Below are 26715 nucleotides of genomic sequence, written 5' to 3'. Positions count from 1 at the left end.
CGATCGTCGGCTCTGACTGGAGAAAGCTCGAACATGTCCGTTGTGCAGCGTGCAGTGCTGGACACTCATTCCAACCAGACAGTGGCCGAACGACTCATTGACCAGCTTGCCGACCGCATCGGCGGGCTCGGCGTGGAACTTGCCGATATCGCCGGCAACGTCCGGGAGGTCGCAAGCCGCGTCGCGAACCAGTCGGAGCGGTTCCACCACTTACAGAAGACGGCCGAGACGATGGTCTCGGCCAACCGCGACATCGCTAACGCATCGCAAGCGGTGCAATCGACCACGTCCGCAGCTGTCGAAGAAATCGTTCAGTCGCACAGCGCGGTGAATACGGCCGTCAGGCACATCGCCGAACTCGTCGAAGCGGTCGGCCGCATCGAGGCCCGGCTCAGCGCCGTTGGCTCGGCCCTGTCGCAGGTTGCAAAAGTTTCCGGCTCGATCGAGGCGATTGCGAAGCAGACTAACCTGCTGGCGCTCAATGCCACGATCGAGGCGGCGCGCGCCGGAACCGCCGGCCGCGGCTTTGCCGTGGTCGCGAGCGAAGTGAAGAGCCTGGCGGAGGGGACTCGCCAGGCCACGCAGCAGATTTCCGATACCATGCGCGATCTCGACGGTCAGATCGGCAGCCTGATCAGTGAGAGCAGCGACGCCTCACTCCGCGCCAAGAGCGCCGGTGAAGGCGCACAGCAGATCAGCGGCATCATCGCGCGCGTGCACCAGGGCGTGGCGTCCGTAGGCCAGGAGATCGACGGCGTCGCCAGGGCTGCGACCTCCAATCTCGGCCATTGCGACACCGTTATCACCGAGCTCAGCGAGCTCGCCAAGGGCGTCGACCTCTCCTCGCGCGACCTCAAGCACGCGGACGACCAGGTGGCAAAGCTGCTCGAGACCTCCGAAGGCCTGATCGCGCTGATCGCCGACAGCGGCGTCGAGACCTCGGATGCACCGCTGATCCGCGTCGCCGTCGACACCGCGAAGCGCATCTCGGCCGAGTTCGAGGCCGCGATCGACCGCGGCGAGATCACGGCCGACCAGTTGATGGACGAAAAGTATCGCGAGATCGCCGGCACCGATCCGAAGCAATATCTGACCGACTATGTCGCCTTCACCGACCGCGTTCTTCCCTCGATCCAGGATCCGATCCAGAGTAGCGATCCGCGCATCGTGTTCTGCGTCGCCTGGGCCAAAGGCGGTTATCTGCCGACCCACAATCCGAACTACCGCCTGCCGCAGGGCAAGGACCCGGTCTGGAACAACGCCAATTGCCGCAACCGCCGCCTGTTCAGCGACCGCGCGGTGAAGAAGGTGGCGGCGAACACAAAACCGTTTCTGCTGCAGACCTACCGGCGCGACATGGGCGGCGGCAATTTCGCGCTGATGAAGGACCTGTCGTCACCGATCTTCATTCGCGGCCGCCACTGGGGCGCATTCCGGATGGGCTTTCGGCAGAGCTAACCCATGATCGGTTGTCGTGGCTTGGCCTCGAGGTGCGAGAGCCGTCACTGGGGTGGCTTCCGCACGGCCTACAGGTTGTAATCAAACATTTCATCTAATTGCGCGCGTCGCTTCGCCCGTCGCTGGCTGCATGGAAAATGCGCAGCCCCAACGTGCAAGACCCGTCCGATTTTTCGTAATGGCACGATTATCGGAGATGCCACCGGGCTCGGGGATTGGCATATCGCTCTCTCTCCTTGAACCTTCGTCGCCTTGGCTGGTTGTAGATTGGCTGAGAACCAGGCTTGAGAAATCCAGCCTCTTCTTTGCGCACGACAAGCGGAGCGGTGAAAGTCATCGTACTGACGCGCGGATATGACATCCCCAGGCGGTAAAGCAGGCGGAGAAGAAGAATGACGCATTCTGGGACAGCAGCGCCCGCAAGGCGCATCACCGCAGTGCCCGAGAAAATTCCGGTAACGCTGAGTGTCAACGGCAAGCCGGTCAAACTTCTGGTCGCACCATGGACAACGCTCCTGGATGCTCTACGCGACCATCTCAATCTGACAGGCACCAAGAAAGGCTGTGACCACGGCCAGTGCGGTGCATGCACCGTTCTCGTCGGGGGACGGCGGATCAATTCGTGCCTGACCCTCGCCGTGATGCAGGAAGACAGCGAAATCACCACCGTCGAGGGCCTCGCGCGCGACGGCGAGCTACATCCGCTGCAGCAGGCCTTCATCGATCACGACGCGTTTCAGTGCGGCTATTGCACGTCGGGACAGATCTGCTCGGCGGCCGGGCTGATCGCGGAGGGCAAGGCAAGAACGGCCGACGAGATTCGCGAACTCATGAGCGGCAACATCTGCCGCTGCGGCGCCTATCCGAACATCGTGGCAGCGATTCAGCAGGCGATGGAGCGATCATGACCCCGTTTCAGTACACGCGCGCAACCGACGTCGCCGACGCCATCAAGCAGATCGCGACAGATCCTTCCGCAAAATTCATTGCGGGCGGCACCAATCTGATCGATCTGATCAAATACGATATCGCGACGCCCACACGGCTCATCGACATCTCGCGTTTGCCGCTCAGGAATGTCGAGGAGACTGCCACCGGCGGCGTTCTGATCGGGGCGATGGTGCCGAATACCGACCTCGCCTACCATCCCCTGATCGAACAGCGCTATCCGCTACTGTCACGGTCGATCCTGGCTGGCGCGTCGCAGCAGCTGCGCAACATGGCCTCGACCGGCGGCAACCTCGTGCAGCGCACGCGCTGCTTCTATTTCTACGACGCGACAACGCCCTGCAACAAACGCGAACCGGGCAGCGGCTGCTCGGCGATCGACGGCGTCAACCGCATCAATGCGATCCTTGGAACAAGCGGCTCCTGCATCGCGACGCATCCGTCCGACATGTGCGTGGCGCTCGCAGCGCTCGAAGCGACCGTGCATGTCACAGGCCCGGCCGGGACGCGCACCATTGCGTTTGCGGATTTTCACCGGCTGCCCGATAACACGCCGCAGCTTGACACCAATCTGGAGCCCGATGAGATCATCACGGCGATCGAGCTTCCGGCAAAAGGTTTCAGCACGAACTACTCCTACCTGAAGATCCGCGATCGCCTGTCCTATGCGTTCGCACTCGTATCGGTGGCAGCAGCGCTCGAACTTGACGGCGACACGATCAAGGAGGCACGCCTGGCGCTCGGGGGCGTTGCGCACAAACCATGGCGCAGTTCAGCGGCCGAAGCGGCCCTGCTCGGACAACGCGCCGACGCGGCTGCATTTGCGCAAGCCGCCGATTGGCTACTGCACGGCGCCAGAGGCTACGGACACAACGACTTCAAGATCGGCCTGGCGCGGCGCGCCATCGTGCGAACGCTTGGTCAGGCTGCGCGGGGAACGCCGCAGTCGATCTCCGACAAGAAAATACGGTGAGCGCCATGGCAAGCTATATCGGAACAGCGACCTCCCGCGTCGACGGCCGGGCCAAGGTCACCGGCGAAGCCAAATACGCCGGCGAGTTCAGCGTTCCCGGTCTTGTCCACGGCTACGTCGTCGATTCGACCATCCCGAAGGGGCGGATCGTGCGCATCGATACCAGCGGCGCGCTGGGCATTGCCGGCGTGATCGACGTGCTCACCCATCGCAATCGGCCGCCAATGGCTGACAAGGATGACGCCTACAAGGACGACGTCGCGCCCGAGAAGGGTTCGCCCTACCGCCCGCTCTACGACGACAAGATCCAATTCACCGGACAGCCGGTCGCGCTGGTGCTGGCGGAAGACTGGGAAACCGCGCGTGTCGGCGCCTCGCAGGTGAGGATCGAATACCAAAAGGAGCCACACGTCACCGACCTGCAAGCAGAGCGCAGCAGGGCGTTCGCCATCGACGTGCCGGAAAAGCCGCGCGGCGATGCCGAAAAGGCATTTGCGTCCGCCGCCGTGCGCCACGCGGCCGAATACTCCATTCCGACCGAGCACCACAATCCGATGGAATTGTTTGCCTCGACCGCGATATGGGAAGCCGGCCAGCTCACCGTCTATGACAAGACGCAAGGCGTCCAGAACGTCCAGCAGTATCTTTGCAAGGTGTTCAAGCTGCAACCGGGTGCAGTTCGAGTCATGTCGCCCTATATGGGCGGCGGTTTCGGCGCGGGACTGCGTCCGCAATACCAGGTCGTGCTGGCGGTGCTGGGAGCGAACGCGCTCAGACGCCCGGTGCGCGTCATGCTGACGAGGGCGCAGATGTACGCGCTCGGCTACCGGCCGGCGAGCATCGAACGGCTTGCGCTCGGCGCGAGCAGCAGCGGCACGCTCGATTCAATGCAGCATGAAGCCATCGCCGTGACGTCGCAGTTCGAGGAATTCGCGCGCAACGATACTGGCTGGGGCAACCTGCTTTACAAAAGTCCCAACGCGAAATTCGAGCACAAGCTCGTCAAGCTCGATCTGCCGACGTCCTGCGACATGCGGGCGCCGGGCGCGGCGACCGGCGTCTACGCGCTGGAATGCGCGATGGACGAACTCGCCATCGCGCTGAAGACCGATCCGGTGCAACTGCGGCTGCAATGCTACTCCGACCGCCATCAGGGCGAGGACCTTCCCTACACCAGCAAGCAACTGCGCGAATGCTACCGGCAGGGCGCGGCGGCGTTTGGCTGGGACAAGCGCAACGCGGAGCCACGCTCGATGCGGGACGGCAGCGAGTTGGTCGGCTGGGGCATGGCATCGGGCGTATGGGAAGCGCTGCAGATGCCGGCAACAGTCCGCATCGTGCTGACGGCTAACGGTCACGCGGAAGTCGCGACGGCCGCCTCCGATATCGGCACGGGCACCTACACGATCATGGCGCAGGTGGCCGCCGACATGCTCGGCCTTCCCATCGACAATATCAGCGTCAAGCTCGGCGATTCGACCCTGCCGCAATGTCCGGTGGAAGGCGGCTCGTGGATAGCGTCATCGGTGTGCAACGCCATCGCGAACACGGCCCGCGCGGTTCGCGGCGACTTGCTGGAGCTTGCGAAGGCGACGAAGGATTCGCCACTCTCGGGCGCCGGCGTAGACGACGTCGCGCTGGTGGATGGCAGGATCGCCAGCAAGCGCGATGCGAACCGTGCGGTCTCGATCGCGAGCGCGATGCAGTCGGGCAAGGCCGAGCGCATCACGCGCGAGGAAACCAACATGCCCGCCGAAGACAAGTCTCACGCGCGCAATGTCCACTCCGCGATCTTCGCAGAGGTCAAGGTGGACGAGGAACTTGGAGTGATCCGCGTGACGCGCGTGGTCAAAGCTGTCGCCGCAGGCCGCATCCTCAACCCAAGGACGGCCCACAGCCAGATCATGGGCGGCGTGGTCTGGGGGATCGGCATGGCGCTGCACGAGGAAACGCTCTACGACCATCGCTTCGGGCGGGTGATGAACGCCAACATCGCCGAATACCATGTGCCCGTGAATGCCGACATCCACGACATCAAGGTCATCTTCGTCGATGAGCCGGACGAGATGGTCAACCCACTCGGCATCAAGGGCCTTGGCGAGATCGGCATCGTCGGCGTGGCGGCGGCGGTCGCCAACGCGGTCTATCATGCGACCGGAAAGCGCGTGCGCGACCTGCCAATCACGCTCGACAAGGTGGTTCAGTTCGATTGAAGCGGTCGCGGCTGGTGCTGCTGCTGGCTAGCGCAGGCTCGCCGGCAGTTCGAAGCCTTGGTACTCGCGCCTCAGCAACGCCTTCAGCGCCGGCATGTTCGGCGTCGCATCCCTGGCCGGCATCGGGTTGTTGTCCGCCTTGACGAAGTCCGGCGGCGCGCCCGGCAATTTATAGAGATTGAAATTGTTGCGACGGATCGCGAAGTCTGCCTGCAAAAAGCCGTCGCTCATCATCAGGCCGGCGGGCGCGACGTAGAATGCATCTTCGCGAAACGGGCCGAGGATCGGATACGTGGTCGATGCTTTCCTGACATCGCGGCGCTGGCTTGAGAGCCTGACCAGTTCAGTCTGCTCGCCGTTGACGGTCACGTAGACCCGGCGCAATGGCAGTTCGGCCGCGTCCTGGGTGACCACGCTGACCAGCACCAGCACATACTTGCCGATGGCCCGGTATTCCTCGACGCTCGACGGCCAGCAGAAATCGACCGACGATCCGCGCGCCGCGCCTTTCGGCGCCTGCTCTTTGGTTCGCAACGCAGCCTTCTCGAGCCGCTCCGTCATATCGGCAGGCGTCACCGCGCCTTGCGAAACCGGCCGCTGGGTGAGCGTCTGTGCACCGGCTGTGGTGGAAACAAAAAGCGCCAGCGCAACAATCAGCAGCCTGCGCATCGACATTCTCTCCGCGTTGGTAATTTATCAGACCCAGAATCCCGGCACCGCCGGCTCCAGCCTTCCGCCAGCCCGCACCGGCGCGACGCGTAGCGCAAGGCCGGTGGCATCATCGGTCTCGACCGCAACGCCACTGAGTGTCGCAACTCCAGCCGCCGGTTCGAAGCGGCCTGAGGGAATGCCGGTCGTGAAGCGCCGCAGCGGCTCTTCCTTCTGCATGCCGATGATGGAATCATAATCGCCGGTCATGCCGGCATCGGTCATGTAGGCGGTGCCACCGGAAAGGATCTGATGATCGGCGGTCGGCACATGGGTGTGGGTACCGACGACGAGGCTGGCGCGGCCGTCGCAGAAAAAGCCGATGCCTTGCTTCTCGCTCGACGCTTCGCCGTGGAAGTCGACCACGATCGCGTCCGCCGCCTCGCGCAACGGACAGGCCTCGAGTTCACGGTTGAGCACCGCGAAGGGATCGTCGAACGGCGTCATGAAGACGCGGCCGATGGCGTTGATAACAAGCGCGCGCTTGCCGTTCTTAGTATCGACCAGCGCCGCGCCGCGGCCCGGCGTGCCTCTTGGATAGTTCGCGGGGCGGATCAGCTTCGGCGCGCGCTCGATGAACACCAGCGCCTCGCGCTGATCCCAGGCGTGATTGCCGAGCGTGATGGCATCGGCGCCGGCGTCGAGGAATTCCTGATAGATCGCCTCGGTGATGCCGAAACCGCCGGCGGAATTCTCGCCATTGACGACGACGAGGTCGAGGGCCCAGTCACGGACCATGCCAGGCAGATATTCCGCGATCGCGGCGCGGCCTGCCCGGCCGACCACGTCGCCAACGAAGAGAATACGCAAAGTTCAGCTCCGGAAATCGAACACTTTCTTTTCCGTTAGCACATAATCCAGCGCCACGTCGTGCGGCAGCGCGGGAACAGCTTTTATTTCCTGCAACGAGAAGGCGATGCCGACAGCCGTGATGGCCTTCACTTTACGCAAATGGGCGAGCGTGAAGTCATAATGGCCTGCGCCATAGCCGATACGGTGGCCCTCGCGGTCGAACGCCGCCAGCGGCACCAGCATGATATCGGGAATGAGTTCGACGGCGGCCGGCGACGGCTCGAGGATACCGAGCGGCCCCATCATCAGCCGATCGTCGGGCGACCATGCGCGAAACGCCAGCGATTTTCCGCGCGCCATCACCGCCGGCAGCGCCAGCTTCGCGCCCTGCTCGGCGAGCTTGCGCATCAAGGGTGCGGGATCGATCTCGCTGCGGATCGGCGAATAGCCTGACACGACCATGCCGGGCAGAATCGTGAACGGCACGCCGCGCTTGGCCATGGCTTGTGCCGAGGTCGCGCGTTGTTCATCGCTCAACGCATCGCGTTTCGCCAGCGCGGCGGAGCGGAGGTCGGCTTTCGACGGAGTTGCGGTCATGCGATGAATGAACCGATTCCAGAGCAATCGTAGCCCGGATGGAGCGAAGCGAAATCCGGGGGACCATCTCGCAACCAAACAAACCCTGTCCCGGAATTGCGCTTCGCTCCATCCGGGCTACGGCTCGGCACGCCGCAGCAGACGGCAATGCACCGAAAAACGTGGAATCAAACCGACCGACAAAATCAAAGTGCGAAGCCGCGAACGCCGTTGAAGCACTCGATCCCGGAGTTCCCTACGAAAGTAGGTGGGCACCATATGCCCGGATCCACGGACCCGGCCAGGGACAGTTCCCTAAAGGATCGATAAGGCCCCGGGGATATATGGCTCCTGACGCACGACGCAGCTTCGCGGAACCAATGTAGGGGTTACGGACCGAATCCGCCAGCGGTTACCGATAGGCCTTCTTCGTCATCCCCGGGCGCGTGAGGCGCAAGGCTCGATACGAACGAGCGATCTCGAGGTGGAGATATTTGTAATTCTCCTTTAGATTGCGCTCTGCTTCACCCTCCCCTGTAGGGGGAGGGTCGCTCGCATTGGCGATGCGCAGCAGCGCCAATGCGAACGGGGTGCGGTGATCTATCCGCGAGCACGACAGGCAATGATTTCAACCGCAATCCGCCGCGCAGCAGCCAAGAAACTGCGGGCCAATACGACGCCGCGCGAGCGCACGCTCTGGCGTGCGCTAAAAGAACTGCCGATCGAAGGCACACATTTCCGGCGGCAAGCACCGATCGGCCGCTACGTCGTAGACTTTTTCTGTCCGGCAAAGCGTCTGGTCATTGAGCTCGATGGCGGGCATCACAACGACGACGCAACTGCCAAGCACGACAGAGAACGTCAAGCGTGGCTCGAAAAGGATACCGCGTTATCCGCTTCTGGAACTCCGATGTAACCGGTGATCTGAATGCGGTGCTCGAACGGATTCATGTGGAGCTGTATGGCTCCCGTGAAGCAGAGGCCTTTCCACTGAAGCACCTCCGACGACGATAGACTTTCACCCCGCCCCGCCGCTGCGCGGCGACCCTCCCCCTCCAGGGGAGGGTAAGAAGAAGCCAGCGGTAACGGTGGGCTTCACCCGATCGCGACGCCGCTGCCGATGGTGCGGTTGAGCATCTGCGTGGTCTTCTCGATGCGGTCGGCGGCGGCGTTGAGTGCGTTGGCGACTGCGACCTGGGTGGCCTTGGCGCGGTCGGCGGCGGCGACGCGAACGTTGCGCAGGGTTTCGAGTTCACCCTCCAGCGCGCGGATGCGGGCGTTGGCATCCAGCAGTTCGTCGCACACGGTGAGCGCCGCCATCACCGTGAGGCGCGCATCGCCGATCTCGCCGAACTTGCCGCGCAACTCGCCGACCCGCGTTTCCAGGCTCTCGGCGAGTTTTAGGAGCCGCACTTCCTGCCCTTCCTCGCAGGCCATGCGATACTGCCGGCCGTTGATGGTGACGTTGATGTGGCTCATTCATCCTCTCCGGCATCGAGCACCGCACGGATGGTGCCGATCGCGACATCCAGTTTTTCTGATACCTCGCGGTTGGTGCGCTCCAGCCGCCGCGTCTTCACCAGCGAGCCGTCGAGTTCGTCGGCGAGCCGCGAGCGATCGGCGCCGAGCGCCTGGATCCGGCTCGCCAGCTCGTTCTCGTCGCGGTCGGCGTCGCGTCGCCGTTCCGCCGCCGCCTCGAGCGCATCGAGCGCCAGCATCAGGCGCCGTGTGGCGGCGTCGATGTCGACTTGGACCGGCTCGGCATTGCCGACACCGTTAGTGTGACGATCGCTCATGAGAGACAGCGCGCACCTTCGCGTGAGCCCGCCGCACGGCAGCAAAATCCGCGGTTCGGCAAGCGGTTAGAGCACGAAATTTACGTGGCAAGCGAGCGAATCGCAACGCCCGCGCGAAGCTATGCACTGCTAAGCAACTTTTCGCACCAAAAGGGCGTTTCCTCGCCTTGGACTCACGGGGATTGAGGTGCTATCCAGCCCCGACTTTCCCCTAATCCACGCCCGTATTGCGGCCTTTCGCCCGGTACGTACCGCAACCAAGCACCTCATTTCAGGCGGATTTTCATCATGACGCAGGTCGATCATACCCGTATGGCCAATGCGATTCGCGGGCTTGCCATGGATGCCGTCGAAAAGGCGAAATCCGGCCACCCGGGCTTGCCGATGGGCGCCGCCGACGTCGCGACCGTGCTGTTCACACAGTTCCTCAAATTCGACGCAACTGATCCGACCTGGCCGGACCGTGACCGCTTCGTGCTCTCGGCCGGACACGGCTCGATGCTGCTCTATGCCTTGCTGTACCTGACCGGTAACAAGGACATGACGCTCGACCAGATCAGGAATTTCCGCCAGCTCAACTCCAAGACGCCGGGACACCCGGAAAACTTCGAGACCAGCGGCGTCGAGACCACCACCGGCCCGCTCGGCCAAGGCATCGCCACCGCGGTCGGCATGGCGCTGGCGGAAAAGATGCTCGCAGCCGAGTTCGGCAAGAAGGTGGTCGGGCATCACACTTACGTGCTCGCCTCCGACGGCGACCTGATGGAGGGCGTGTCGCAGGAAGCGATCGCCATGGCGGGCCATTGGAAGCTGAACAAGATGATCGTGCTGTATGACGACAACGGCATCTCGATCGACGGCCCGACCTCGCTCGCCGATTCGGTCGACCAGGTGAAGCGATTCAAGTCCGCGGGTTGGGCGGCCGAGCTGATCGACGGCCAAGATCCGAAGGCGATTGCAGCCGCGATCACCCGCGCGCAGAAATCCAACAAGCCGTCGCTGATCGCCTGCAAGACCACCATCGGCTACGGCGCGCCGACTCGGGCCGGCACGGCGAAAGCCCATGGCGAGGCGCTCGGCGCCGACGAACTCAAGGGCGCCAAGGAAAAGCTCGGCATCTCGCTTGAGCCGTTCTCCGTACCCGACGATGTCTTGAAAGCATGGCGTGCGGCCGGCAGCCGCGGCGCTGCCGCGCGCGAGGAATGGCAGGCCCGCTTCGACGAACTCGGCAGCCGCAAGCGCGCCGAGTTCGAGCGGCGGATGCGGCACGAACGGCCGGCTTCGCTCGCGAAGGCGCTGCGCGCGCACAAGAAGGCGCTGCTGGAAACGCCCCAGAATGTCGCCACGCGGAAATCATCCGAATCCGCCATCGAGGCGATCGCAGCAGCGATGCCGATGGAATTTTTGGCCGGCTCCGCCGACCTCACCGGCTCCAACAACAACAAGGCGAAATCGGCGGTGGCGTTCTCCGCCAAAACGCCGAAGGGCCGCTTCATCCATTACGGCATCCGCGAGCACGGCATGGCGGCGGCCATGAACGGCATCTTCCTGCATGGCGGTTTTGCGCCGAACGGCGCCACCTTCCTGGTGTTCACGGACTACGCGCGGCCTGCGATGCGGTTGGCCGCGCTGATGGGCAACGGCGTCGTTTACGTGATGACCCATGATTCAATCGGGCTCGGCGAGGACGGCCCGACGCATCAGCCGGTCGAACACCTCGCCGCGCTGCGTGCGATTCCCAACATGCGCGTGTTCCGGCCCTGCGACGCCGTCGAGGTAACGGAATGCTGGGAGCTGGCGCTCAACCGTATCGACGGCCCGACCGTGCTGGCGCTGACCCGCCAGAACCTGCCGCAACTGCGCACCTCAGCGCCAAACGACAATCCTTGCGCGCATGGCGCCTATGAGCTGGTCGCGGCGCAGGGCGACGCCAAGGTGTCTCTGTTCGCCTCGGGCTCCGAGGTCGAAATCGCGGTGGCCGCCCAGAAGCAGCTGGCGGAACGCGGCATCGCGTCGCGGGTGGTTTCGGTGCCCTCGCTCGAATTGCTGCTTTCACAGCCGGCGGACCGGCGGAAGGCCATCATCGGCAACGCCCCGGTCAAGATCGCCATCGAGGCCGCGGTGCGCTGGGGCTGGGATGCCGTGATCGGCCCGGATGGTGAATTCGTGGGCATGCACGGTTTCGGTGCCAGCGCGCCCGCCAAGGACCTTTTCAGGCACTTCGGAATTACCGCCGAGACCGTCGTTAACGCTGCCCTGAAGCGCTTGGGCTGACGGTTGAGATTGCTGGGAAAAAGGACTACCTAGACCCCATCTTGACCGTTCCCGCCCGGCCGAACCGGGCGTTCCGCCGTAAGCACCTCCGTGGAACGTCTCCGCGGGGCCGGCACCGGCTATTAGAGGAGAAACGAGCATGGCAATCCGCGTCGGGATCAACGGATTTGGCCGCATCGGCCGCAATATCTTGCGAGCCATCGCCGAATCCGGCCGCAAGGATATCGAGGTGGTCGGGATCAACGATCTTGGCCCGGTCGAGACCAACGCCCACCTGCTGCGCTTCGATTCCGTGCATGGCCGCTTCCCCGGCACCGTGACCGTCGACGGCGACTCGCTCAGCCTCGGCAACGGCAAGATCAAGGTTTCCGCCGAGCGCGATCCCTCCAAGCTGCCGTGGAAGGCCCTCGGCGTCGATATCGCGCTGGAATGCACTGGCATCTTCACCGCCAAGGACAAGGCCTCCGCGCATCTGACCGCCGGCGCCAAGCGCGTCCTGATATCGGCGCCTGGCGAGAACGCCGATGCGACCATCGTCTACGGCGTCAACCATGACACCCTGACCAAGGATCATTTGATCGTCTCCAACGGCTCCTGCACAACCAACTGCCTCGCGCCGGTCGCCAAGGTGCTGAACGACACCGTGGGCATCGAGACCGGCTTCATGACCACGATCCACGCCTATACCGGCGACCAGCCGACGCTCGATACCCTGCACAAGGATCTCTATCGCGGCCGCGCAGCGGCGATGTCGATGATCCCGACTTCGACCGGTGCTGCAAAGGCGATCGGCCTCGTGCTGCCGGAACTGAAGGGCAAGCTCGACGGCGTCGCGATCCGCGTGCCGACCCCGAACGTCTCGGTGGTCGATCTCAAGATCGTCGCCAAGCGCGCCACCGATGTGAAGGAAATCAACGCGGCGATGAAGCGCGCCTCCGAGCAGCAGCTCAAAGGGATCTTGGGCTATACCACCGCGCCGAACGTCTCGATCGACTTCAACCACGATCCCCACTCGTCGACGTTCCACGAGGACCAGACCAAGGTGCAAAACGGCACGCTGGTGCGCGTGATGTCCTGGTACGACAATGAATGGGGCTTCTCCAACCGCATGGCCGACACCGCCGTGGCGATGGGGAAGCTGCTGTAAGTCTCGTGTCCCGGACGCGGCGCGGCACGAAGTGGCGCGACGCAGAGCCGGGACCCATCCAGTGTAGGTCCCGGTTCAGCACAGCGGCACTTCGCGCCGCCGTGCGCCCGGGACAAGAGAGCGCCAATGTCGAAAACATTCCGCACCCTCGATGACGTCGACGTGAAGGGCAAGCGCGTGCTGCTGCGCGTCGACCTCAACGTGCCCATGGAGAACGGCCGCGTTTCCGACGCGACCAGGCTCGAGCGCGTCGCGCCGACCATCACCGAAATTTCGGACAAGGGCGGCAAGGTCGTCCTGCTCGCCCATTTCGGCCGGCCAAAGGGACGCGACGCCAAGGATTCGCTCAAACCCGTCGCCGCGGCGCTTGGGCAGGTGATCAAGAAGCCGGTCGCCTTCGCCGACGACTGCATCGGTGAGGCCGCCGCCAAGGCCGTGGCCGCCATGAAGGATGGCGACATCCTCTGCCTGGAAAACACCCGCTTCCATAAAGAGGAAGAGAAGAACGATCCCGCGTTCGTAGCCGAACTCGCCAAGCTCGGCGACATCTGGGTCAACGACGCGTTCTCGGCCGCGCACCGCGCGCATGCTACGACCGAAGGCCTTGGCCACAAGCTACCCGCCTATGCCGGCCGCACCATGCAGGCCGAACTCACTGCGCTTGAGAAGGCGCTGGAAGCGCCGACCAAGCCGGTCATCGCGATCATCGGCGGCGCCAAGGTATCGACCAAAATCGACCTCTTGGAAAACCTCGTCAGCAAGGTCGATGCCCTCGTCATCGGCGGCGGCATGGCCAACACCTTCCTGCACGCGCAAGGCGTCGGCGTCGGCAAATCGCTGGCGGAGAAAGATCTCGCGGCGACCGCGCTGCGCATCATGGAAAAGGCCAGTGCCGCGAACTGCGCCATTATCCTGCCCGTCGATGCCGTGGTCGCCTATCACTTCGCGGCCAACTCGCCCTCGCACGCCTATGGGCTCGACGCCATTCCGGCCGACGGCATGATCCTCGACGTCGGCCCGCAATCGACCGCGCGGATTCACGCCGCGATCGACGACGCCAAGACGCTGGTCTGGAACGGCCCGCTCGGCGCATTCGAAATGACGCCGTTCGACCGCGGCACGGTGGTTGCGGCCAAGCACGCGGCAGAGCGTACCAAGGCGAAGAAACTGATTTCGGTTGCGGGTGGCGGCGACACCGTTGCGGCGCTGAACCAGGCCGGCGTATCAGGCGATTTTTCCTATGTTTCGACGGCCGGCGGCGCGTTTCTCGAATGGATGGAAGGCAAACCGCTGCCTGGCGTGGAAGTTCTGAAGCAGCGTTAAGCCAAGATTTAATGGAGCGCCAAAGGCGCGGCAAATACAGGAGAATTTGAATGGCTCGCATTACCTTGCGTCAACTGCTCGATCATGCGGCAGAGCACGATTACGGGGTGCCGGCTTTCAACATCAACAATATGGAGCAGGCGCTGGCCATCATGGAGGCCGCCTCTTCGCTCGATGCTCCCGTCATCATCCAGGCCTCGCGCGGCGCGCGCTCCTACGCCAATGACGTCATGCTCCGCCACATGATGGACGCTGTCACCGAAATCTATCCGCAGATTCCGGTCTGCGTGCACCTCGATCACGGCAACGAACCTGCGACCTGCATGACCGCGATCCAGGCCGGCTTCACCTCGGTCATGATGGACGGCTCGCTGAAGGCCGACGGCAAAACGCCCGGCGACTGGGACTACAACGTCGGCGTGACCAAGACCGTCACCGACATGGCCCATCTCGGCGGCATCTCGGTGGAAGGCGAGCTCGGCGTGCTCGGCTCGCTCGAGACCGGCATGGGCGACAAGGAAGACGGCCACGGCGCGGAAGGCAAGCTGTCGCACGACCAGTTGCTCACCAACCCCGATGAAGCCGTGAAGTTCGTCAAGGAGACAAAAGTCGACGCGCTGGCGATCGCGATGGGCACTTCACACGGCGCCTACAAGTTCACCCGCAAGCCGGACGGCGACATCCTCGCCATGAAGGTGATCGAGGAGATCCATCGCAAGCTGCCGAACACGCATCTGGTGATGCATGGTTCGTCCTCGGTGCCGCAGGACCTGCAGGAAATCATCAACGCCAATGGCGGCAAGATGAAACCGACCTGGGGCGTGCCGGTGTCCGAAATTCAGCGCGGCATCAAGAATGGCGTACGCAAGATCAACATCGACACCGACAACCGCATGGCGATGACCGGGCAGATCCGCAAGGTGCTGAAGGACAATCCGGAAGAGTTCGATCCGCGCAAATATCTCAAGCCCGCGATGGAAGCCATGGCCAAGCTGTGCAAGCAGCGGCTGCAGGAATTCAATACCGCAGGCCAGGCCAGCAAGATCAAGAAGGTGCTGACGACGGCCGAAATGGCCAAGCGGTACAGCAAGGGTGAGCTGGACCCCAAGATCGCCTGACAAGATCGCCTGAGCGGCCGCCCGCGCCTCGCAAACACCCCCGCTGCGACGAACGTTTTCTAGGCAATTGCCCGAGAACCGCCTATTTTGGTGCGCAAGGGCATGATGTTTCTGGAGAACTTCGATGAATCTTGCTGACCTCAACAAGGTTGCCCTCGCCATGGTCACCCCGGGCAAGGGCATTCTCGCCGCCGACGAATCCTCGGGCACGATCAAGAAGCGTTTTGACGCCATCAAGGTCGAATCGACCGAGGAGAACCGCCGCGACTATCGCGAGATGCTGTTCCGCTCCACCGAGGCGATGAGCAAGTACGTCTCGGGCGTGATCCTGTACGACGAGACGATCTGGCAGAACGCGAAGGACGGCACGCCGCTGGTCAAGCTGATCGAGCAGTCCGGCGCGATCCCCGGCATCAAGGTCGATGAGGGGACGCAAGCGCTGCCGCAATGTCCGGGCGAACTGGTCACCGTCGGTCTCGACAAGCTCGCCGAGCGCCTGAAGAAATATTACGAACGCGGCGCGCGCTTCGCCAAATGGCGCGCAGTGATCGACATCGGCGCGGGCATCCCCTCCATGACCGCGATCAGCGTCAACGCGCACGCGCTGGCGCGCTATGCCGCGCTGTGCCAGGCGGCGCAGATCGTGCCGATCGTGGAGCCAGAAGTGCTGATGGATGGCGATCACGACATTGACCGCTGCTATGACGTCACCCAGCGTGTGCTGAACGAGACGTTCCAGGAATTGCGGGTCCAGCGCGTCGAACTCGAAGGCATGGTGCTGAAGCCCAACATGGCCGTTTCAGGCAAGAAGTGCGCGAAGCAGGCTTCCGCCGAGGAAGTCGCCGAGAAGACTGTTCGTCTCCTGAAGGCGTGTGTTCCCGCAGCCGTGCCGGGCATCGCCTTCCTTTCCGGCGGACAATCCGATGAGGATGCGACCGCGCATCTAAACGCGATGAACCGGATCGGCGGCCTCCCTTCCAGTTTGCCTTGGAGACTGACCTTCTCCTATGGCCGGGCGTTGCAGGCGGCGCCGCAAAAGGCGTGGTCGGGTAAGGCCGAGAACATCGCCGCGGGCCAGCGCGCCTTCACGCACCGTGCGCGGATGAATGCGCTGGCGAGCAAGGGCGAGTGGGAAACCGGCCTTGAAAAGAAGGTCGCCTAGACTTGGCTAATAAACCTGTTCCGCCGCGCCCGGCGCCGCGCCTCTATCTCGCGACATCAGAGGTCGACGATCCGTCGCAGCTCGCAAGCATGCTTCCGGAGCTGTTGGCAGCGGCCGACATCGCGGCGGTGCTGCTGCGGCTGAAGCCGACCGACCAGCGCACCATGATTTCGCGTGTGAAGACACTGGCGCCCGTGATCCAGAATGCCGGCGCGGCGCTGCTGCTCGACGGCCATGTCGAACTGGTGGCGCGCGCGGGCGCCGACGGCGCGCATCTGAACGGCATCGCCGCGCTGGAGGATGCCTTGCCGTCGCTGAAGCCGGACCGCATTGCCGGCGTCGGCGGCCTTGCTACGCGGCACGATTCGATGGCCGCGGGCGAACGGGGCGCGGACTACGTGCTGTTCGGCGAACCCGACGCCGAGGGCCAGCGGCCCTCGGTGGACGCGATTGCCGAGCGCCTGCAATGGTGGGACGAACTGTTCGAGCCGCCTTGCATCGGCTTTGCCGCCTCGCGCGAGGAGGCTTTCGAATTCGCAGCCGCCGGCGCGGATTTCGTGCTGGTCGGCGATTTCATCTGGGCCGACCCGTGCGGCGCCAAGGCGGCGCTGACCGATGCCGGACAGGCGATCGCGCAAGCGTACGAAGCGGCGTTCGGAAAAGCCAGGACCGGCGCTGAGAAGACCGGCACTGAGAAGACCGGCACGGACAAGGCCGGGCACGGATAACGCCGGACCATGAAACCCCTGCGTCCCATATCGCTGCTTGCGGGCTTGCTGATGACGATGACCGGCGCCACCGCGCAGATCTCGCTGACGCCGCCTGCCGCGCAGCCGCCTGCGAGCCCTCCGGCGGCGAAAAAGGAGGCGCCCAAACCAAAGGCTCCGGCCGCAACGAAACAGCCTGCTGCGACACCGACGCCGACGCCGTCGGCGCCGCTCAAGCCTGCGGTAACGACCAAGCCCGCAGCAACGCCTGTGCCCTCGCCCTCGCCGACGGCCGCGTTCGAGGACCCGAACGTCGACAGCGTCTACGGCGCCTATCAGCGCGGCCTCTACAAGACGGCCTTCGACCTCGCGACCACGCGTGCGCAATATAACGGCGACGCCAAGGCGATGACGATGCTGGGCGAACTCTATGCCAACGGGCTCGGCATCAAGCGCAACTATGCGAAGGCCGTCGAGTGGTACCAGCGCGCGGCGGACGCCGGCGACCGCGAGGGCATGTTCGCGCTCGCCATGATGCGGCTGGCGGGCCGCGGCGGCCCCACCAATCGCGAACAGGCGGTCAAGCTATTGGCGTCCGCGGCCAAGCTCGGCAACCCCAAGGCGGCCTACAATCTGGCGCTGCTCTATCTCGACGGCAACACGCTGCCGCAGGACACCCGGCGCGCCGCCGAGCTGCTGCGCGTCGCAGCCGACGCCGGCAATCCGGAAGCGCAATACGCGCTGGCGACCTTCTACAAGGAGGGCACCGGCGTGCCAAAGGACATCGAGCGGGCGGTGCGGCTGCTGCAGGCGGCTGCGCTGGCCGACAATGTCGATGCCGAGGTCGAATACGCCATCGCGCTGTTCAACGGCACCGGCACGCCAAAGAACCAGCCGGCCGCGGTCGCGCTCTTGCGCAAAGCCGCCCGGCAAAACAGCCCGGTCGCGCAAAACCGGCTGGCCTGGCTGCTGATCTACGGCGTGGGCACACCCCCGGACAAGGTCGAGGGCTTCAAATGGCATCTCGTCGCCAAGACTGCCGGCAAGGGCGACCCCAAGCTGGACGAATTGCTTGCCGAGCTCAGCCCCGAGGATCGCGCCAAGGCCGAGGCGGCGGCGCGCAAATGGACCGGAACCGCCGACAAATCACGCCTTGACGGCGGCATATCAGCAGGGCACCCAGTCCCTAAACCCTGACGGCATTGCGCCGTTCCCTCACACCATAAGCTCGCATCATGCTCTACTCAGCCCTTATCAACGTCATGGTGAAAGCCGCGCGCCGCGCCGGCCGCAGCCTCAAGCGCGACCTCGGCGAGATCGAGCATCTGCAGGTGTCGCTGAAGGGGCCGGCGAACTTCGTCACCAAGGCCGACAAGCGCGCCGAGGAAATGCTGTACGAGGACCTCGCCAAGGCGCGGCCGGGCTACGGTTTCATCGGCGAGGAAGGCGGCAGCCGCGAAGGCGCCGACAAGACCCACACCTGGATCGTCGACCCCCTGGACGGCACCACCAACTTCCTGCACGGCATCCCGCAATTTGCGATCTCGATCGGCTTGCGGCGCGAAGACACCATCATCGCCGGCGTGATCTACAATCCCGCCAATGACGAATTGTACATCGCCGAGCGCGGCAAGGGCGCGTTCCTCAACGACCAGCGGCTGCGCGTCGCCGGCCGCCGCAGGCTCGATGAATGCGTGGTCGCCTGCGGCCTGCCGCATATCGGCCGCGGCGACCACCAACTGGCACTGAACGAAATGGCCGCGCTGCAGAACAAGGTCGCCGGCTTCCGCCGCTTCGGCGCCGCCTCCCTCGACCTTGCCTTCGTCGCCGCCGGCCGCCTCGACGGCTACTGGGAACGCAATCTCTCGCCTTGGGATATCGCGGCGGGGCAGATCATGGTGCGGGAAGCGGGCGGGACGGTGACGGGCATCGACGGCAAGGATGATGCGCTGAAGACGGGGCACGTAGTGTGCGGCAACGAGTTCGTGCACGGCGAGCTGGTGAAGATACTCGGGCCGCTGGGAAAATAGGGCGACGGTCCCAAACCACGCGCCGTCGCATCATCCGCGATCGGGTGATGCAGCCTTCCGGAGGCGACGAAAGGACACGGAGGGGCCTCGGCGCTCCCAGCCAAAATATTGAAAACAACCCCATGCACAGTAGCCGGCACTCGCCGGTGCCGAAGTAGACATTTGACACGTCGGGCAAATCAGCGCGACAAGACCATCATCCACCGAAGGTAGCGATTGTAACAAGTCGTGCGGGGACCATAGGTCGCCGGCAGGTCGCGCCATGGCGCACCTGAACGCAGGACCCGAACGATGCCATCGAGCACGCGGCGGTCATCTACTCGCCGAACGCCGCGCGGCTTGTTTGGCAACATCGGCTTAATGGCGGTCCACTCATGTTCGCTGAATCGCTATGTTCACTGACGCGCGGATTGGTATTGCGTGGCTGAGTGCTCCTCCTTCCCACCGCCGCTCCACGATTAACACTGGTCTGACGCAGCCCTGGCCTCGCAGGATGCAAAGTACTCTTCGGATTGCGACCGAAGGCCTGCTCGGCCTGGCGCGAATCCGAAAGTACGCGTGGACTTGGGTGACCGCCCAGAGACGACTTGCTCGATGCAAGGGGCTTTCAGGTGACTCCCACCGTCAGACGGAAATGAGCGCATAGGGCAACCCTGAAGGCTTCTGCACGCCCATGGCGACGTTGTACACCCGCGCTCCGGCGGGCGTGCGGCCCTCATACTTCCCGCGATGCGCATGACCATGCACGACGGCGCATACTTTGAAGCGGTCAATGGTCTCTGCAAGGCGCGAGCACCCGAGGAAGGGATAAATTTCGAGAGGTTCACCCTCCACCGTGTCGACAATCGGGGCATAGTGAAGGACCACGACGGCGCGCCGGCTGTTCACCGTGCGCATGATGTTCTCCAGCCGCATCGCTTCATTCATCGCTTCGGCAACAAACGTCTTGATCGCCGGCTCGCCGAAAGAGCTTAGCATTCGTGGACCAAATCCGCCGGCAAAGCCCTTCACGCCAATAAATGCCACGCCATTAACTTCGGCTGCCTGGCCATCGAGCAGGTGTACGCCCGCGTCGCAAAGGATTCGTTTCACCTCGTCGGCATGTCCCGACTCGTAATCGTGGTTCCCAAGGACGCCGATTACTGGGACAGAGCAGACACGCAGCTCTTTAGCGAGGATTTCCGCCTGTGCCGGAGTTCCCGTATCGGTGAGGTCGCCGCAAAGGACCAGGGCGCCGGCACTCTTCGAGATTGCTTGAAACAATTCGCGGAGCGAGCCCGACTGCCCATCCTTCACATGAAGATCGCCGATGCTTGCAAATGTGAATGAACTTGCATCATCGGTCATTGCCGCACTCGTCTTCGACGTTCAGGAAGTCCCATTTCTCGGTCGCACTTCGATAATCGGAGCTGGAAAGCAACCGACCGCGGCAGAGTTTCGTCGCCGGTGGCGGACCTTCCCGCTGCCGACTCAATCGTTCAAGAAGATCGTCAAGCAGCCAATCTGGAATGGCATCTCGCTCACTCGGATAGATCCAACGAAACATGAGCAGATGACAAAGCAGTATCTCCCAATGTGGGTTCATGTACATGATCAGGCGCTGCCAATCGATTGCCTCTCGCTGCTTAAGAATGAGATGGACGATATCGACGCCATCATGACGGTTCCGCTTCTGGATGAACGCCTTGGTCCAGATCAGCTCGGTGGGGTTGATCACAGGCACGCAATGCCCGAGCACTTGAGCCTGTGCTGCATACTGAAACCACTCTTCCTGAACCGGCACGGCGCCATTGCTGGAACCAAAGATGACGTCAACGAAATCGCGACCGCAGTGAACTTTTCCCAGCCAACTCTCATCCGCCGATACCCGATTGTTCCGCTGTAGGTGAGAGAGCAGGCGAGGGAATTCCGCGGCAGTCGTAAAAATGTCTAGGTCCTTTGTCGGGCACCGCGCGTGGGTATAAAGATTTACGGCGTACCCGCCTCCGATCATGAACGGAAGGTCCGATTCGAGGAGATCCCTCAGGACACTTGAATAGAACTGCTCCGTATGGGTAAGAGACGCGAGCTTGAACGCATCGACACCTGTCGAACGTTCCGTACCCGGCGCTGGGCGATCTCGCGCGTGCACTGATCACTCCATTTGGTTCCTGAATACTAATCGGCGCGCATCGTGGAAGTTCCTTTGAGTTCCGAATTGAACGATTCGGCGCGAACGGCCGGGCGGCAGCAGAAGGCGTGCGAAAGAGCAGGACAAACGCTTCCTGGCGACGTGAGGTGGACAATCGGTTGATTGTCTTTGACTGCGTGCCGGCCCGCGCCGCGCCAGAAACTTCAGCCCTTGTCCCTGAGCGCATTCGTGGCGAAAAAGAACTCCTCCAATTCATCGCGCGCTCGCGACGAAAGATGGCGGATGTCCTTCAAATTCGTCTCGAGAGGCAAACGGTCACGCACCTGCGAGCGCGCTTCAACATTGCAACAACAGCGGCGATGACCTAGCGCGATCCCTCTCAAAACGAACGGTCGCCGCAATCATTCCGATAGTCTCATCCAGGCGGCTGCAACCCCGGCGAAGTCAGCCATTCGTCGATATGAGCGGCATCGCGCGCCTTCTTCAAAAGAAAGTCTCGATCCTCTAAAAGAAGGTCTCGATCCTCTCCCGGCGGCAGACGCTCGGCTTGCCTTCTGACCTGCTCGCTTCTCGGAGAAGGCTCTCTTCAATCGAGGTCGAGGGCCTGCTACGGTGCTTCATGAGGGGCCTCCGTCGTTTCGGTTCCCCGCCCGAGGCCCATTGATAACCTCGCTGACTAGGGCCGGGTTCCCTCTCCGCACGGTAGGAGCATCATGCTGATCGGCATGCTATCGGGCGCTTTCCCAGGCGCTACGTGCCTGCGCTCGAATTGCAGAATTGATCGGGATTTCCCTTCCTCCATCGCGGTCCTATAGACGTTTGCTGGGTTTTTTGCTTCAGGAGTTCGGTACCATCCCTACCATTGGCGATAGAATTGATGTTAAGGGATGGCGATTCGAAATTGTCGACCTCGACGGCAGGCGCATAGACAAGGTTTTGGTCAGCTGGCTTCGAGCCTCAATAAATGCTTGATAGCTGCTCCTGGCACCTTTGAGACATGTCCGCCTATCCTGAGAATGTCCGTTCGCCGGGGTAGACCGGAAGTCGCCGTCATCCGGTCAAACCGACGCGATTGACCCACAGCAGACATTGCTTCCGCGACGCACGGGAATACTACCGTTCCGGTTTCGACTTCCACTCAACCGCCAGCTTCTGCGCTTCGGCGATCTGTGCCGGGGTCATCTGCTGCGCGACGCGATTTCGATTGCTGATCGCATCTTGGTCACTTCGCGCAGCCGCCAAACTGAGCCACATGTATGCTTGAATATTGTCTTGCGGCACGCCTAGTCCCGTAGCGTAACAGAGGCCAAGATATACCTGCGCTCCAATATGACCTTGGTCTGCAGCGCGGCGAAACCACTTCGCAGCCTCGATCCGGTTCTCGGACACGGCCACGCCCGCGAAATGCAGGACCCCGACGTTGAACTGCGCACCATCGTTACCGCGCTCGGCGGCAAGGTGATACCACTTCAATGCTTCAGCTTTGTTCTGAGGCACCCCATTGCCGTTGTCGTACAAGGTCCCCAGGTTGTACTGGGCGAAGGTATGGCCTTGATCGGCTGCGAGGCGCCACCACTTTGCAGCCCTAGCGTAATTTTTCGGCACACCTTGGCCGCCGTCGTACATGAACCCGAGTGCGTACTGCGCCTCGGCATTGCCTTGGTCGGCCAGCGGACGCCAGAGCCGCAGCGCGGTTGCGTAGTCGCGTCTGCTATGCGCCGCCTGCGCATCCTCAAACGGCCCCGCAACAGCGCCTCCCGCCATCGACAGCGGCGAAGCGAGCGCGAGAAGGACCAGGAGGATTCGCACGATCGGCATGGGAAACCTCAATTGGCGTCGCGCGATCGGCGCGGCACGCGCCGCCGTCGCGACGATGGCGGCTTGTTTGTCGCGGGCCGCCCGCGAAAGGTTCACCGCCGACGGCCTCTTGCGGACACAAACGAACGACCATTGCGCATTAGCCCGGATCCGTGCCTTTGCAAGCATGTCGCCTATTGGCACATAGCGTCGTTTCGCTGCTTTGCAGCACGTCGGGTATCGGAGCATAGCCGACGCTGGCGCGGCGTCAGCCCGGCAAATTTATGGCTTCACGGACTGGATGCATCGGCCGCCGCCTGCGCCAAGGCTTCTCGACGGCCCGAGACCGCAAGTCCCGGCGAAGCCCTGGTGTCGCGGGGTCACGGAGCATGACAACGTCTATCGCTTCACTGGCGCCGGCGGCCCGACCACCTCGGCTGCCACCGCCTCCTCCACCTTCTCCCGATCTCCCGCCAGCACGCGCTGCACTGAGACGAAGAACACCGGCACCATCAATAGCGCCAGGATCACCACCGCGATCATGCCGCCCATGACGCTGGTGCCGAGCGCCTGCTGGCTGGCGCCGCCGGCGCCGGTCGCGATCGCCATCGGCAGCACGCCGCAGACGAAGGCCAGGCCTGTCATCAGGATCGGGCGGAAGCGCAAGCTGCACGCTTCGATCGTTGCCTCGACCAGCGGCTTGCCCTGCGCGCGCAAATCCTTGGCGAACTCGATGATGAGGATGGCGTCTTTTGCCGCCAGGCCGATGATGGTGATCAGGCCGACGGTGAAATAGACGTCGTTCGGTAGCCCCCGCATCGTGGCGGCAATGACGGCGCCGCAGATGCCGAGCGGCACCGTCAGCAGCACTGCAAGCGGAATGGTCCAGCTCTCATAGAGAGCGGCGAGCAAGAGGAACACCACCAGCACCGAGAGGCCGAGCAGGAACGGTGCCTGCGAGCCCGACAGCTTTTCCTGCAGCGACTGCCCGGTCCATTCGAAACCGAAGCCGCGTGGCAGCTTGTTCGCCAGCCGCTCCATCTCGGCGATGGCGTTGCCGGACGTGAAGCCGGGCTTGGCTTCGCCGGAGATGCGCACGGCGGGATAGTAGTTGAAGCCCGCGATCTGGGTCGGCCCCCTCGACCACTGCACCGTGGCAAAGGCGGAGAACGGCACCAATTGCCCGCGGCTGTTCTTGACGTTGTAATTGAGGATGTCGTCCGCGTTCATGCGGCTGGCGCGGTCGGCCTGCACGATCACGCGCTGCATCCGGCCGCGGTTCGGGAAGTCGTTGATGTAGTTCGAGCCGAGATTGGTCGAAATCGTCTGGTTGATGTCCTCGAAGGTGACGCCGAACGCGCCGGCCTTTTCGCGGTCGATCATCAGATTGACCTGCGGCGCCGGCGGCAGGCCCTCGACATAGACCTTTTGCAGCACCGGGCTGGCATTGGCTTCGGTGATCAGGCGGTCGGCGGCGGCGACCAGCGCCGGATAGCCTTTCTGGCCACGGTCCTGCAGGCGGAACGAGAAGCCTGAGGAGTTGCCAAGGTTGTCGATCGGCGGCGGCTGCAGCGCCGAAATTTTGGCATCGCGGATCGACGACAGTTCGCGGTTGATGTCGGCTACGATGGCGGCGGCGGAATCCTTAGAACCCCGCTCCGACCAGTCCTTCAGCGAGATGAAGGCCTGCGCGGTGTTCATGCCCTGGCCGAGGAAGCTGAAGCCGGTCAGAAAGGTGACGTCCTCGACACCTGCACGATTGAGCAGGTACTTCTCCACGGCTTCGACGGCAGCCTCGGTACGGGCATAGGAGGAGTCGGACGGCGTCTGCACGTCGGTCGTGATAAAGCCCTGGTCGTCGACCGGCAGGAAGCCGCCCGGGAGCCGGACGAAGCCCCAGCCGAGGCCAATCAGCAGCGCGGCATAGATCAGCATCAAGCGCCCGGTGCGCTTCAGCGAACCCTTGACGGTGCGCGTATAGCCGCCGCGGCCGGAATCGAGCACGCGGTTGAACCAGCCGAACACGCCCTTGCGCGCATGGCCGTGACCGGCTTCGACCGGCTTCAAGAGCGTCGCGCACAGCGCCGGCGTTAACGACAGCGCCAACAGCGCGGAGAAGGCGATGGCGGACACCATGGTGACCGAGAACTGGCGGTAGATGATGCCGACCGATCCCGGGAAGAACGCCATCGGCACGAACACCGCCATCAGCACCAGCGTGATGCCGATGATGGCGCTGGTGATCTGCGACATCGCCTTGCGGGTGGCTTCCTTCGGCGGCAGGCCTTCTTCGGCCATGATGCGCTCGACGTTCTCGACCACGACGATGGCGTCGTCGACGAGAATGCCGACCGCCAGCACCATGCCGAACATCGTCAGCATGTTGATGGAATAGCCGGCCGCCATCAGCATCGCGCAGGTGCCGAGCAGCGCCACCGGCACCACGATGGTCGGGATGATGGTGTAGCGGATGTTCTGCAGGAACAGGAACATCACGATGAAGACCAGCACCACCGCCTCGACCAGCGTCATCAGCACCTTGTTGATCGAGGCCTTGACGACGGGGGTGATGTTGTAGGGGATTTCGTAGCCGATATTGGCGGGGAAGAACTTTGACAGTTCTTTCATCTTGGCTTCGACGGCGCTGGCGGTCTGCAGCGCGTTGCCGGTCGGCGACAGCAGCACCGAGAGACCTGCGGTCGGCTTGCCGTTGAGGCGCGTGTTGAATTGATAGCTCAGGCCGCCGATCTCGATGCGGGCGACGTCGCGTAGCCGCACGGTCGATCCGTCCGGATTGGCGCGCAGCGTGATCGCGCCGAATTCGTCGGGCGAGGCGAGCTGGCCCTTGACCAGCACCAGCGCCGAAATCTTCTGTTCCGGCGTGCTCGGCTCGGCGCCGATGCTGCCGGAGGCGACCTGCGCGTTCTGGGCTGTAATGGCCTTGTTGACGTCGTCGGCGGTGAGGCCGTAGCCGACGAGTTTTGCCGGATCGACCCAGATCCGCAACGAACGTTCGGTGGAGTAGAGCGTGGCACGGCCGACGCCGGGAATGCGCCTGATTTCGCCGAGCACGTTGCGGATCATGAAATCGCCGAGGCCGATTTCGTCGAGCGAGCCGTCGGTGGAGTTCAGCGTGATGATCTGCAGCACGGCGGAGGAGGCCTCCTCGACCAGGATGCCCTGCTGGATCACCGCGCGCGGCAGCCGCGCCTCGACGCGCTTGAGGCGGTTCTGCACTTCGACCGAAGCCGCGCCGGTTTCGGTACCAGGCACGAAGTTGGCGATGATTTCGACCTGCCCCAGCGAGTCAGAGGTGGATTCGAAATTGAGGATGCCGGAGGCGCCATTGAGCTCCTCCTCGATCAGGCGCGTAACGCTGTTGTAGAGATTTTCAGGTGACGCGCCGGGATAGCTGGTCGAGATCGAGATCGAGGGCGGCGCGATGATCGGATATTGCGCGACCGCCAGCAACGGAATCGAAATCGCGCCGATCAAACAGATGAAAAGCGCAACCACCCAGGCGAAGATCGGCCTGTCGATGAAGAAACTAGGCATATCCCGA

At 63.3% G+C, this 26715-nt stretch carries 23 protein-coding genes, 1 other RNA gene and 2 pseudogenes; 15 read left to right on the top strand and 11 right to left on the bottom strand.

Annotated features, from left to right (window positions below; translation table 11 throughout):
- Positions 1-33: 33 nt before the first annotated feature.
- The 4 genes from V1286_RS01125 to V1286_RS01110 all read left to right on the top strand — a co-directional run bounded on the left by V1286_RS01125 (position 34) and on the right by V1286_RS01110 (position 5592).
- Positions 34-1458, top strand: a complete 1425-nt coding sequence (locus V1286_RS01125) for a methyl-accepting chemotaxis protein (protein WP_334477034.1) — start codon at positions 34-36, stop codon at positions 1456-1458.
- A gap of 392 nt (positions 1459-1850) precedes the next feature.
- The gene (locus V1286_RS01120) at positions 1851-2366 is read left to right on the top strand and encodes a (2Fe-2S)-binding protein (RefSeq protein WP_334477032.1); all 516 of its coding nucleotides are present in this window, start codon (positions 1851-1853) and stop codon (positions 2364-2366) included.
- Positions 2363-3379 carry an FAD binding domain-containing protein gene (locus V1286_RS01115; RefSeq protein WP_334477030.1) on the top strand — a complete coding sequence of 339 codons (1017 nt, stop codon included), beginning with the start codon at positions 2363-2365 and terminating at the stop codon, positions 3377-3379. The genes V1286_RS01120 and V1286_RS01115 overlap by 4 nt, the downstream gene beginning before the upstream one ends.
- A gap of 5 nt (positions 3380-3384) precedes the next feature.
- Positions 3385-5592 carry a xanthine dehydrogenase family protein molybdopterin-binding subunit gene (locus tag V1286_RS01110; RefSeq protein ID WP_334477029.1) on the top strand — a complete coding sequence of 736 codons (2208 nt, stop codon included), beginning with the start codon at positions 3385-3387 and terminating at the stop codon, positions 5590-5592.
- A 27-nt stretch (positions 5593-5619) separates the two neighbouring features.
- Here V1286_RS01110 and V1286_RS01105 read toward each other — a convergent pair whose 3' ends face one another.
- The 4 genes from V1286_RS01105 to ssrS form a co-directional block, all read right to left on the bottom strand.
- On the bottom strand, positions 5620-6261 hold the full coding sequence (locus V1286_RS01105) for a hypothetical protein (protein WP_334477028.1): 642 nt from the start codon (positions 6259-6261) through the stop codon (positions 5620-5622).
- A gap of 27 nt (positions 6262-6288) precedes the next feature.
- The gene (locus tag V1286_RS01100) at positions 6289-7110 is read right to left on the bottom strand and encodes a TIGR00282 family metallophosphoesterase (protein WP_334477027.1); all 822 of its coding nucleotides are present in this window, start codon (positions 7108-7110) and stop codon (positions 6289-6291) included.
- Positions 7111-7113: 3 nt separating this feature from the next.
- Entirely contained in the window at positions 7114-7689 is a 576-nt protein-coding gene (locus tag V1286_RS01095; protein ID WP_334477026.1) for a 5-formyltetrahydrofolate cyclo-ligase, read from the bottom strand.
- Positions 7690-7880: 191 nt separating this feature from the next.
- Positions 7881-8041: non-coding RNA, 6S RNA (gene ssrS / locus V1286_RS01090), on the bottom strand.
- Between the two features lie 249 nt (positions 8042-8290).
- Here ssrS and V1286_RS01085 point away from each other — a divergent pair.
- A pseudogene (locus V1286_RS01085) lies at positions 8291-8682 on the top strand (endonuclease domain-containing protein).
- An 81-nt stretch (positions 8683-8763) separates the two neighbouring features.
- On the opposite strand, the gene V1286_RS01080 reads toward V1286_RS01085, so the two are convergent.
- Both V1286_RS01080 and V1286_RS01075 read right to left on the bottom strand, forming a co-directional pair.
- Positions 8764-9147 (bottom strand): cell division protein ZapA, encoded by a 384-nt coding sequence (locus V1286_RS01080; protein WP_247518535.1) that lies wholly within the window; start codon positions 9145-9147, stop codon positions 8764-8766.
- A complete protein-coding gene (locus V1286_RS01075; protein ID WP_334477023.1) occupies positions 9144-9464 on the bottom strand; it encodes a DUF4164 domain-containing protein in 321 nt (106 codons plus the stop codon). Before V1286_RS01075 ends, V1286_RS01080 begins: the two co-directional genes overlap by 4 nt.
- 288 nt (positions 9465-9752) lie before the next feature.
- Between V1286_RS01075 and tkt the strand changes: the two genes are divergently transcribed.
- The 8 genes from tkt to V1286_RS01035 all read left to right on the top strand — a co-directional run bounded on the left by tkt (position 9753) and on the right by V1286_RS01035 (position 19225).
- A complete protein-coding gene (tkt, locus tag V1286_RS01070; RefSeq protein ID WP_334477022.1) occupies positions 9753-11738 on the top strand; it encodes a transketolase in 1986 nt (661 codons plus the stop codon).
- 139 nt (positions 11739-11877) lie between these two features.
- Positions 11878-12885 (top strand): type I glyceraldehyde-3-phosphate dehydrogenase, encoded by a 1008-nt coding sequence (gene gap, locus V1286_RS01065; RefSeq protein WP_108514217.1) that lies wholly within the window; start codon positions 11878-11880, stop codon positions 12883-12885.
- Between the two features lie 126 nt (positions 12886-13011).
- Positions 13012-14208 (top strand): phosphoglycerate kinase, encoded by a 1197-nt coding sequence (locus V1286_RS01060; protein WP_108514218.1) that lies wholly within the window; start codon positions 13012-13014, stop codon positions 14206-14208.
- A 50-nt stretch (positions 14209-14258) separates the two neighbouring features.
- On the top strand, positions 14259-15326 hold the full coding sequence (gene fba / locus V1286_RS01055; RefSeq protein ID WP_334477021.1) for a class II fructose-bisphosphate aldolase: 1068 nt from the start codon (positions 14259-14261) through the stop codon (positions 15324-15326).
- Between the two features lie 124 nt (positions 15327-15450).
- Positions 15451-16488 carry a class I fructose-bisphosphate aldolase gene (locus V1286_RS01050; RefSeq protein WP_334477020.1) on the top strand — a complete coding sequence of 346 codons (1038 nt, stop codon included), beginning with the start codon at positions 15451-15453 and terminating at the stop codon, positions 16486-16488.
- A 2-nt stretch (positions 16489-16490) separates the two neighbouring features.
- On the top strand, positions 16491-17216 hold the full coding sequence (locus V1286_RS01045) for a thiamine phosphate synthase (protein ID WP_334477019.1): 726 nt from the start codon (positions 16491-16493) through the stop codon (positions 17214-17216).
- A 9-nt stretch (positions 17217-17225) separates the two neighbouring features.
- Positions 17226-18392 (top strand): tetratricopeptide repeat protein, encoded by a 1167-nt coding sequence (locus V1286_RS01040; protein ID WP_334477018.1) that lies wholly within the window; start codon positions 17226-17228, stop codon positions 18390-18392.
- A gap of 38 nt (positions 18393-18430) precedes the next feature.
- Positions 18431-19225, top strand: a complete 795-nt coding sequence (locus V1286_RS01035) for an inositol monophosphatase family protein (RefSeq protein WP_334477017.1) — start codon at positions 18431-18433, stop codon at positions 19223-19225.
- Between the two features lie 200 nt (positions 19226-19425).
- Here the strand turns inward: V1286_RS01035 and V1286_RS01030 are convergent.
- From V1286_RS01030 to V1286_RS01020, 3 genes and pseudogenes are all read right to left on the bottom strand, one after another.
- Positions 19426-19608 (bottom strand): annotated as a pseudogene (locus V1286_RS01030) (transposase); the annotation flags it as partial.
- A 241-nt stretch (positions 19609-19849) separates the two neighbouring features.
- Positions 19850-20572: a metallophosphoesterase family protein gene (locus tag V1286_RS01025; protein WP_334477016.1), complete on the bottom strand. Its 723-nt coding sequence runs from the start codon at positions 20570-20572 to the stop codon at positions 19850-19852.
- Positions 20562-21356, bottom strand: coding sequence for a hypothetical protein (locus tag V1286_RS01020; RefSeq protein ID WP_334477015.1), 795 nt, complete (start codon positions 21354-21356; stop codon positions 20562-20564). The genes V1286_RS01025 and V1286_RS01020 overlap by 11 nt, the downstream gene beginning before the upstream one ends.
- A 146-nt stretch (positions 21357-21502) precedes the next feature.
- Here V1286_RS01020 and V1286_RS01015 point away from each other — a divergent pair, with 146 nt between their 5' ends.
- Together V1286_RS01015 and V1286_RS01010 are read left to right on the top strand one after the other, a co-directional pair.
- The gene (locus V1286_RS01015; protein WP_334477014.1) at positions 21503-21724 is read left to right on the top strand and encodes a hypothetical protein; all 222 of its coding nucleotides are present in this window, start codon (positions 21503-21505) and stop codon (positions 21722-21724) included.
- A 409-nt stretch (positions 21725-22133) separates the two neighbouring features.
- A complete protein-coding gene (locus V1286_RS01010) occupies positions 22134-22328 on the top strand; it encodes a transporter associated domain-containing protein (protein ID WP_334477013.1) in 195 nt (64 codons plus the stop codon).
- A 141-nt stretch (positions 22329-22469) separates the two neighbouring features.
- Here the strand turns inward: V1286_RS01010 and V1286_RS01005 are convergent, their stop codons facing one another.
- Both V1286_RS01005 and V1286_RS01000 read right to left on the bottom strand, forming a co-directional pair.
- On the bottom strand, positions 22470-23342 hold the full coding sequence (locus tag V1286_RS01005; RefSeq protein WP_247780910.1) for a tetratricopeptide repeat protein: 873 nt from the start codon (positions 23340-23342) through the stop codon (positions 22470-22472).
- Positions 23343-23552: 210 nt separating this feature from the next.
- Complete coding sequence (locus V1286_RS01000) at positions 23553-26708, bottom strand: multidrug efflux RND transporter permease subunit (protein ID WP_334477012.1); 3156 nt, start codon at positions 26706-26708, stop codon at positions 23553-23555.
- Between the last annotated feature and the right edge of the window lie 7 nt (positions 26709-26715).

Origin of the sequence: Bradyrhizobium algeriense, from assembly GCF_036924595.1 — a bacterium.
GTDB lineage: Bacteria > Pseudomonadota > Alphaproteobacteria > Rhizobiales > Xanthobacteraceae > Bradyrhizobium > Bradyrhizobium algeriense.
Note: the sequence above shows the minus strand (reverse complement) of the source record. Positions and strands in the feature narration are given on the sequence as shown.

Bases quoted from the DNA above. Each gene is read 5' to 3' on its own strand.
- tkt (WP_334477022.1), top strand. From the start codon at position 9,753: ATGACGCAGGTCGATCATACCCGTATGGCCAATGCGATTCGCGGGCTT.
- V1286_RS01060 (WP_108514218.1), top strand. From the start codon at position 13,012: ATGTCGAAAACATTCCGCACCCTCGATGACGTCGACGTGAAGGGCAAG.
- V1286_RS01120 (WP_334477032.1), top strand. From the start codon at position 1,851: ATGACGCATTCTGGGACAGCAGCGCCCGCAAGGCGCATCACCGCAGTG.
- V1286_RS01115 (WP_334477030.1), top strand. From the start codon at position 2,363: ATGACCCCGTTTCAGTACACGCGCGCAACCGACGTCGCCGACGCCATC.
- V1286_RS01025 (WP_334477016.1), bottom strand. From the start codon at position 20,572: ATGACCGATGATGCAAGTTCATTCACATTTGCAAGCATCGGCGATCTT.
- V1286_RS01110 (WP_334477029.1), top strand. From the start codon at position 3,385: ATGGCAAGCTATATCGGAACAGCGACCTCCCGCGTCGACGGCCGGGCC.
- gap (WP_108514217.1), top strand. From the start codon at position 11,878: ATGGCAATCCGCGTCGGGATCAACGGATTTGGCCGCATCGGCCGCAAT.
- V1286_RS01005 (WP_247780910.1), bottom strand. From the start codon at position 23,342: ATGCTTGCAAAGGCACGGATCCGGGCTAATGCGCAATGGTCGTTCGTT.
- V1286_RS01095 (WP_334477026.1), bottom strand. From the start codon at position 7,689: ATGACCGCAACTCCGTCGAAAGCCGACCTCCGCTCCGCCGCGCTGGCG.
- V1286_RS01105 (WP_334477028.1), bottom strand. From the start codon at position 6,261: ATGCGCAGGCTGCTGATTGTTGCGCTGGCGCTTTTTGTTTCCACCACA.
- V1286_RS01080 (WP_247518535.1), bottom strand. From the start codon at position 9,147: ATGAGCCACATCAACGTCACCATCAACGGCCGGCAGTATCGCATGGCC.
- V1286_RS01035 (WP_334477017.1), top strand. From the start codon at position 18,431: ATGCTCTACTCAGCCCTTATCAACGTCATGGTGAAAGCCGCGCGCCGC.
- V1286_RS01075 (WP_334477023.1), bottom strand. From the start codon at position 9,464: ATGAGCGATCGTCACACTAACGGTGTCGGCAATGCCGAGCCGGTCCAA.
- V1286_RS01125 (WP_334477034.1), top strand. From the start codon at position 34: ATGTCCGTTGTGCAGCGTGCAGTGCTGGACACTCATTCCAACCAGACA.
- V1286_RS01040 (WP_334477018.1), top strand. From the start codon at position 17,226: ATGAAACCCCTGCGTCCCATATCGCTGCTTGCGGGCTTGCTGATGACG.
- V1286_RS01050 (WP_334477020.1), top strand. From the start codon at position 15,451: ATGAATCTTGCTGACCTCAACAAGGTTGCCCTCGCCATGGTCACCCCG.
- V1286_RS01000 (WP_334477012.1), bottom strand. From the start codon at position 26,708: ATGCCTAGTTTCTTCATCGACAGGCCGATCTTCGCCTGGGTGGTTGCG.
- fba (WP_334477021.1), top strand. From the start codon at position 14,259: ATGGCTCGCATTACCTTGCGTCAACTGCTCGATCATGCGGCAGAGCAC.